Below are 7,382 nucleotides of genomic sequence, written 5' to 3'. Positions count from 1 at the left end.
TCAGGTTCTGGCCAATCCCACGGACCGGCTTCCTGTTCAATAACTGAGGGGTGTTGCACTTCGCACTTGAAACCGCCCTGGAACAGCTACCCAAGTCTAGCTTTCGGTCATAGGGGGTTTATCAAGAAATCGATGCACCCTCCTACATCGCGCCTGCCGAAGCCTCTATCCCGCGAACCTCGATTTCGCCCCGGAAGAATCGGCCTCGGACAACGTAGCCAGCCCCCCGCGCTGCTGTTCGCATAGGCGGCGCGGGCGCTCGGCTGGCCTTTATCTCTATCGCGGGGGTCGCCAGCATGTAAGGGACTGGCCCGCGTCTCGATCTTGACGGCGTCGAGCTGCCGAACTCTTGCCGATGGCGCCCCGGCGAGTTCTGCCTGCCAGTGCGGGCGCCGCTCGATAGTAGACCGACCGGTTGTCTTATGGTCAACGCCGTCCCGCGCATGCCGCTCCCCTTTCAAACGGCAACGCGCGGCAATGAACGGTGCGCGGGACACTTCTCCCCTCAAGCCTCGGTGTCGGCGCCGGGGCTTTTGCCCACCATCACTTCCCGCATGCTTTGCTCGATCATGGCACGCAAGGTGTGCTCGGTATCGAGCTCGCACCACGGGTGCTTGTTGTCTTCAGTTTCCATCGTGAAGTCGAATGCAAATGGGTCATGTAACACATAGGCGTCAATCTGCCGCATACGCTGCAAGTCTCCCTCTGATATTTCGAAACGGCCGGCATCGGCGAGTGTTTTCTTGAACGCCAAGGGAAACAACATGGAGGCGAAAGCGAGATGCGTGTGGACCGGCCAGACGAAGCGGCGCACCTCGCGCGAGAGGCCGTGCGCGGACTGCCCGCGTACTTGGCAAAACTCGCTGGCCCATGCTGTTAGCGGCCTCGTCACGTGCTGGTATTTCCCTTTCCAATCATCGGCAAGCGGCCCTGTTGATGTCCATCGAATACTGACCCGCCGTTTTCATCTAAATTTGACCCACCCTCGCTTCATGGTCACAGCTCCTCTGGTGTAGATTCTGGCACTGCAGTTGTCGTTTTCTGGCTGTTTTTCCGGGTCTGGGGCTTCTTCCTTTCTGCTGCACTGCTATGCCTGAATCGCCACGAATCGTTCCCTGTTTCGACGATGTGGCAGTGATGCGTCAATCGGTCTAACAGCGCAGTGGTCATCTTTGCGTCACCAAACACACTTTCCCATTCTGTGAAGCTGAGATTGGTCGTGATGATGATGCTAGTACGCTCATACAGTTTCGAGAACAGGTGGAACAGCAGCGCGCCGCCAGTTTGGGTGAAGGGTAGATAGCCCAGCTCGTCCAGGATGACCGCGTCCACATACATGAGACGATGTGCGAGCTGCCCCGGCTTGCCTGCCGCTTTCTCCGCCTCCAGGAGATTGACCAACTCCACCGTGGAGAAGAAGCGCACTCGTTTCGTGTGCTGCTGGATGGCCTCAATCCCTATCGAGCTCGCCAGATGGGTCTTGCCTGTTCCAGGGCCACCGATGAATACGACGTTTTGCGCTGACTCACAGAACTTCAGCGTATGAAGTTCTCGTACCAGCACCTCGTCGATATTGGATTGGCTGAAGTCGAAGCCGGCGAGGTCTCGGTGCGCGGGGAATCGGGCGACTGCCATCTGATAGGCAATCGACCTGACTTGTCTATCCGCTAGCTCGGCCTGCAGCAACAGCTCCATCATTCGCTCGGGTTCAAAGCCAGAATGACGGGTCTGAACCAATAATTCCGGCCAACTCTGCGCCATACCGTGTAGCTTGAGCGCCTTCAGTTGAGCGACGGTCTCGTTAGACATGTCCATCCTCCCGCTGCGTTGACCTCAGCCGCTCGTAGCGGCTCACGTTTGCCGCAGGCTCCTCTTGAAGCTTGAGGGATGTCTTCACGCCGTCTACGGTAGGTCTCTTGATGGACTTCAGGCGGGCCAACACATTGAGGACGTGCTCTCCGCTAGGACGGCCAGATTCCAAAGCTATCTCGACTGCCACTTGTACGGCTTCGACGCCGTGGATAGGGACTGCGGCGAGCACCTGTACCATGACCCTGTCGCCACCCTCTTGCCTCAAGAGGTGCTTTTGAAGGCGAATCATTGGTTCCGGCATCGTCGCAAACGGTGCGCCATTGCGCAGCGCACCTGGCTTGCGTGCGACCAAAGGTATGTAGTGGCGCCAGTCGTAGAAGGTTTGATATCGCTCGAAGCAACGTGGATGCCTTGCCACCTCGGCGCCCTCGGCGACGACACTAAGATACGACGGGTAGATGCGTAAGCTGACTACGTGGTTGGCGTGCGCAGTAGGGACGCTGTAGCGATTGCGCTGGAAGTGAATCAGGCTGGTACTCGATACCCTTACCGGTTGTTCGATGTATCCGTCGAACGGCTTCGGGTTGCGCATGAGCTTCTGACGCTCGTCTTGCAACGCATCGGCTATGCTCAACTCCGGCCATTCAGGATGCCGGAGTTCGCGCCAAGCTGACTCACATCTCTGGCTCAGCCAGACGTTGAGAACCTCAACAGATTCCCAGCGCATGAGGGCGGCTTCGTGCCAGATTTGGCGCCTGCGGTCCTGTACGTTCTTTTCGACTATCCCTTTTTCCCAACCCGCGGCGCGATTGCAAAACTCGGGCTCGAAGAGATAGTGTCCGCACATCGCATGGAAGCGGGCGTTGATGGACCGAACTTTGCCTGGCCCGACCTTATCGACAGCGGTACGCATGTTGTCGTAAATGCCGCGACGCGGCACCCCGCCGAATGCAGCAAAGGCGCGCGCATGCGCATCGAACAGCATCTCATGGCTTTGCGTCGGGTAGGCGACAAGCCAGAACGCTCGACTTGCCGCCAGTTTGGTATGGGCGACTTCCAGTCGTCTTCGAAGCCCCGCTACAAACGCATACTCGCAGCTCCAGTCGAACTGGAATGCCTCGCCATACTCGAATGCCATTGGCACGAACACGCTGCGAGACGGCGCATCTTTTTCCGCTTTGCGCCAGTTCCGAACGAAAGCGCTGATTCGTCCATAGCTTCCGTCATAGCCATTAGCCCTCAAAGTTTCGTAAATCTGCAGGGCTGTACGGCGGTCGCGCTTGGGGCGATGCAAATCGGCCCTCAGCCATAACTTGATTTGCTCTGCCCAGGCATCCACAACGCTTGGGCTCACTCGCTTCGGGTAGCTTGGCTCGCCGCTGCCTTCCTTGCGCAGCCATGTGCGGATGGTGTTTCGAGATAGTCCCGTGCGCCTAGCGATGTCTCTGAGCGGAACGCCGTCGCGGAAGTGCATCCGCCTGATTTTGGCCAACATGTTCACCGTAATCACTCCGGTTCTCCTGCTCGGCATCGAGCAGGCATTGGAACACGTGGGTCAAATTTCGATGAAAACTACGTACGGCAGTGGGTCAGTTTTGCGTGCACATCAACACTCCCATCAACTCTAGGAGCTAGTCATGACTACCTCCCAAACATCTGTCACCCACCACGACCCGTGGAACAAGGGAAGACTGACGGGGCAGAAACCTCCGTTGAAGCTATCCGAGATCTGGGCCATCCGTACGCGCCTTCAGCTCACCGCAAACACGAGAGACTTGGCGATGTTCAACCTCGCCATCGACAGCAAACTGCGCGCTTGCGATCTGATCCGTCTCCGCGTTCAGGATGTCAGCGTAGGAAGACAAGTTGGCATGCGTGCGACGGTCATGCAGCAAAAGACCCATCGACCGGTGCAGTTTGAGATTACTGGCCCGACTCGCGAATGCCTCCAGGCCTGGATACATGCACGGGGATTGAGCTGCGGCGACTTTCTCTTCCCCAGTCGTTTGCATTCTTCGCCCCATATATCGACCCGACAATATGCCCGATTGGTCCATCGGTGGGTAGCCTCGATCGGCCTGGACACCTCCGCTTATGGGACGCATTCAATCCGGCGAACGAAGGTCTCTTTGATCTACCGACGGACCAAGAACTTAAGAGCCGTCCAACTGCTCCTCGGTCATACCAAGCTCGAGAGCACCGTCAGGTATTTGGGCATTGAGGTTGATGACGCTTTGGAGATTGCAGAGCAAACCGAAGTCTGACCTTTACATCGGCCGGCAGGCGGTCGCTTGTCGGCCATTAGGGGCCATTTGGTTGGTAGACGTTCGTGACCGAACTCCCCTCATTCCGGACGTAGACGCCTCTGTACCTGAATCCCAACCAAGTCGGGGAGACGCCGAACAGAATCCGCCACCCTCCGCGCATCCCGTCGCACCAATTACGCACGTTGCAAGCAAATATTAGAAAGCACTGGACAAGTCAAGCCACGAGGCCAGTGATTCGCAGGATTGACGCGCAACGCGGGTCGCTTCGCAGTTCCGGCAACCTGCGGCGCGATGCATCTCGGGTGGGATGACCGCACGGTATGTTGACATGCATCCAGAGGTCGCAGCCGAAGCGGTTCTCGGCGAACAGCCTGTTGACCCCGCTTGATGCTGGCGTGGACGTCGCGATCAGGATTGCACGTGCGCATTCAAGACCCATGCCTCTGCAGGATTTCCTTGGCGATCGTGTTACGCTGGATTTCGCTGGTTCCCGTGACGATGCGGTATAGCCGGAGCCTGCGGAAGATGAACTCGACCGGATGGTTCTTCGTGACACCCACGTTGCCATGAATCTGCACGGCCTTGTCCGCGATCTGGAAGCAGGCTTCCGAGACGAAGAGCTTGCACATCGACGCCTCCATGCGGACGTCACTGCCTGCATCGGCACGGCGCGCGGCAGCCAGCACCATGCTCTCGCAGGCAAACAGGCTGGACGCCATGTCCGCCAGCATGTGCTGGATGGCCTGGAATCGCATGATCGGGCCGCCGAACTGGCGGCGCGTGTTCGCGTAGTCAATGGACAAGCGCAGCGCCTGGCGGGCCAGGCCGATCATGGTCGGGCAGTGCAATAGGCGGTTGAGGCTGATCCGGTTCATCGCAAGCCGGAAACCGTTGCCTTCGCCGCCGATGCAGTTGCAGCGTGGCACGCGGACATTGTCGAGGATGATGTCGGCGTCCACGTACTGGCCGGTGATGGGCACGCAGGCGGTATCGAGTGTCACTCCCGGGCTGTCCAGATCGATAAAGATCGCGGAGATGCCTTCGTTGCCCTTGTCGGGGTCCGTGACGCACATCGCAAGTCCAAGCCAATTCAGAGACGACTCAGGACAAGGACAGGGATCGCAAGAACTTCGCTGAGATCTTTGAAGTGGCCGGAGTTGGCACCTGACGGTTGCTGTTCCATCGGCATGGAGGCGGTGGCGTAAAAAAAAGCCGCCCGGAGGCGGCTTTTGCCAAAGTTGCTTAGGGCAGCGCTACAGCCACAAGTGCACTCATACCCAGCCCGTGAATCGTTTCCAACACAGACAACACAGACAGCTTCACGAAATCCAGAGAGTTTTTGCCCATACCTTCACCTTCGGCCTTTCCGACACCAGTTGATGTCGAGTTAATATTTGTCATACCGCGCAGCTTGACGAAGTCAAGCACCACCAGCAGGAGAAAATAAAAGACCAGGTATGAGGCACCCAGCAGGGTCGAACTGCCCGCAACCGCCCCTGACCTAAGCAACCTTGCCGTGGATTATGCCAGATCGGCCCGTGTTCTCACGCTCGGGCGTGGCGCTTCCGGTCACAGGGGCGTTTTCTCACGATTGCCAAGCTGCATGAAGGGGCGTGCAGCGAGCGCGTCAACGAAGATTTTCTGCATTGCTGCCATCCTGTCGGCCACGGGCGGCGACTCGTATGTCCATCGGCGCCCTTTACCTACAGGTAGCCGCCCACAAGGCCGCCGGCCTGGTGCAGCATTTCCCGCAGCCACGCGTCGCGGTCCAGACCCAAATTCCGGCCGTAGGGATCGTCGTTGGGGTCGGGCGCATCGCGCTGCGCCAGCGCCTCGGCAAATTCCGCGGCAGCCTGATTACCAGCGAGGTCGACAGCAGCTGCGTTGCCCAGTGCAATCCATCCGCCAGACTGGCCCATTAGAGCCTGTGCACCGTCCAGATCAATAGCCCGCAAGGCGCCGCGCGCGGTCGCGTGTGCTGTGAGTTGGTAGTCGGCCGCAGCGTCCAGCGCGGCCTGCGCCTCGGCCTCGCGCGCGCGGTAGATATCCGGATTCATAGGGACGTTTCCTTAAGCCTGCCACGAAAATCTGGTCGCAAGATACCGAACGGTCGAGTCTTGCAAATCATGCCCGACCTGTCTCATCTGCGCTGAGAACGCAGGGAGCGTCGGATCGGCAAACGGCTCGCTGACGTAGAGTTCGGCACGCGAAATCACCGGTGTACGACAGCGACCCGACAAAGAAGGCAGTGGCCCACCTGTCGTCGTCTGGCAGCGCGCCGAAACTTGGCATGGCGGTGCCGGTAACACCGTTGCTGAGCACTTGATGCAGCGCGAAGAGGCTTCGCTCCTGCGCGCGCAGATGATCGGTCAGATCGGTTGGCTTCGGATCGAGCGTCGCAGCCAGCGGCCCATCACCACGCCCCTGCGCGCCATGGCAACTTGCGCACTGCGCCTGGAACAGCTGAGCGCCCCGACTTAGATCGGGTACTTTGGCAGGCGCCACTGGAAAAGGGTACGCGCGCTGTACAGCGGCCGCGAGTTCGTGGGCGATTTGCGCCACGGCAACCGCTGTGGCCTTGTTCGCGACTGCCTCGCGCAATGACGCTGCCTGCTCGCGTAGCGATTGAGTGGCGGGACCCTGAGGCAACTCTCCCAGTTGGCGCTCCGCTGTGGCCGCAAACTCCTGCATCTCCGCATATTCGGATCCATTGAGCACCTTGCCATCGTCCACCGCACCGCCGTAGTCAACCGCGACGTAGTCCAGGAGTTGCCAAATCTGCCGGGCTTTGGCGTCGAAGGCCTCCGCGGCGTGGACAAAGTTCGTGAACAACGCGCTGATCGTCAGCAGCAGTGCAATCGGCCAACGGCTCAGAACTCGGCAAAACATGGAGGCACCCCGGATATTCATTCGGAAATGAGTGTAATTCGCATTCGCCACCACGTCCACGCCAAACGCTTCGTTCCCGCCACCCTGCGACGCATTAGTGTCCAACGATGGCGTCGTCGGCTAGGCCAAGCGAGATCCTACCGTCAAGTGAGGCCTAAGGATCGCGCCGGATCTCAATGTAATCCCCCCGACAGTTTCCGGTTAACTCCTCGTACTGAGTCCCTCGCATTGCAGACGCCGCAAAACTGACAAGTCAATGCGACGCACCGTGCTTGCTGCATTCCTTCTCGCACCTTTCGCAAATCGTGGCACACAGCGCACAGATCTCCCTTGCGTGCTGGGGCTTTCTGAGGCCACCATCGCCGCTGCGAATGCGCAGGCCTGCACGCACCCGATATCAAGTTCGATGCTGTA

At 59.0% G+C, this 7,382-nt stretch carries 7 protein-coding genes and 1 pseudogene; 1 reads left to right on the top strand and 7 read right to left on the bottom strand.

Annotated features, from left to right (window positions below):
• Positions 1-505: 505 nt before the first annotated feature.
• The 3 genes from AC1RKI_RS28965 to istA all read right to left on the bottom strand — a co-directional run bounded on the left by AC1RKI_RS28965 (position 506) and on the right by istA (position 3,313).
• The gene (locus tag AC1RKI_RS28965) at positions 506-892 is read right to left on the bottom strand and encodes a hypothetical protein (protein ID WP_492798437.1); all 387 of its coding nucleotides are present in this window, start codon (positions 890-892) and stop codon (positions 506-508) included.
• Positions 893-996: 104 nt separating this feature from the next.
• Positions 997-1,809 (bottom strand): IS21-like element helper ATPase IstB, encoded by an 813-nt coding sequence (gene istB, locus AC1RKI_RS28960; protein ID WP_134275085.1) that lies wholly within the window; start codon positions 1,807-1,809, stop codon positions 997-999.
• Positions 1,802-3,313 (bottom strand): IS21 family transposase, encoded by a 1,512-nt coding sequence (istA, locus tag AC1RKI_RS28955; RefSeq protein WP_150982957.1) that lies wholly within the window; start codon positions 3,311-3,313, stop codon positions 1,802-1,804. Before istA ends, istB begins: the two co-directional genes overlap by 8 nt.
• A gap of 136 nt (positions 3,314-3,449) precedes the next feature.
• On the opposite strand from istA, the gene AC1RKI_RS28950 reads away from it, so the two are divergent.
• Positions 3,450-4,076: a tyrosine-type recombinase/integrase gene (locus AC1RKI_RS28950; RefSeq protein ID WP_008652562.1), complete on the top strand. Its 627-nt coding sequence runs from the start codon at positions 3,450-3,452 to the stop codon at positions 4,074-4,076.
• A gap of 431 nt (positions 4,077-4,507) precedes the next feature.
• On the opposite strand, the pseudogene AC1RKI_RS28945 reads toward AC1RKI_RS28950, so the two are convergent.
• The 4 genes and pseudogenes from AC1RKI_RS28945 to AC1RKI_RS28930 all read right to left on the bottom strand — a co-directional run.
• A pseudogene (locus AC1RKI_RS28945) lies at positions 4,508-5,158 on the bottom strand (acyl-CoA dehydrogenase family protein); the annotation flags it as partial.
• 624 nt (positions 5,159-5,782) lie between these two features.
• Positions 5,783-6,136 (bottom strand): hypothetical protein, encoded by a 354-nt coding sequence (locus AC1RKI_RS28940; RefSeq protein WP_008652569.1) that lies wholly within the window; start codon positions 6,134-6,136, stop codon positions 5,783-5,785.
• A gap of 67 nt (positions 6,137-6,203) precedes the next feature.
• Complete coding sequence (locus AC1RKI_RS28935; protein WP_008652570.1) at positions 6,204-7,073, bottom strand: c-type cytochrome; 870 nt, start codon at positions 7,071-7,073, stop codon at positions 6,204-6,206.
• A 148-nt stretch (positions 7,074-7,221) separates the two neighbouring features.
• Positions 7,222-7,359: a four-helix bundle copper-binding protein gene (locus AC1RKI_RS28930; RefSeq protein ID WP_111733881.1), complete on the bottom strand. Its 138-nt coding sequence runs from the start codon at positions 7,357-7,359 to the stop codon at positions 7,222-7,224.
• Positions 7,360-7,382: the final 23 nt, after the last annotated feature.

Source organism: Cupriavidus sp. GW822-FHT06G04, assembly GCF_058799075.1.
Note: the sequence above shows the minus strand (reverse complement) of the source record. Positions and strands in the feature narration are given on the sequence as shown.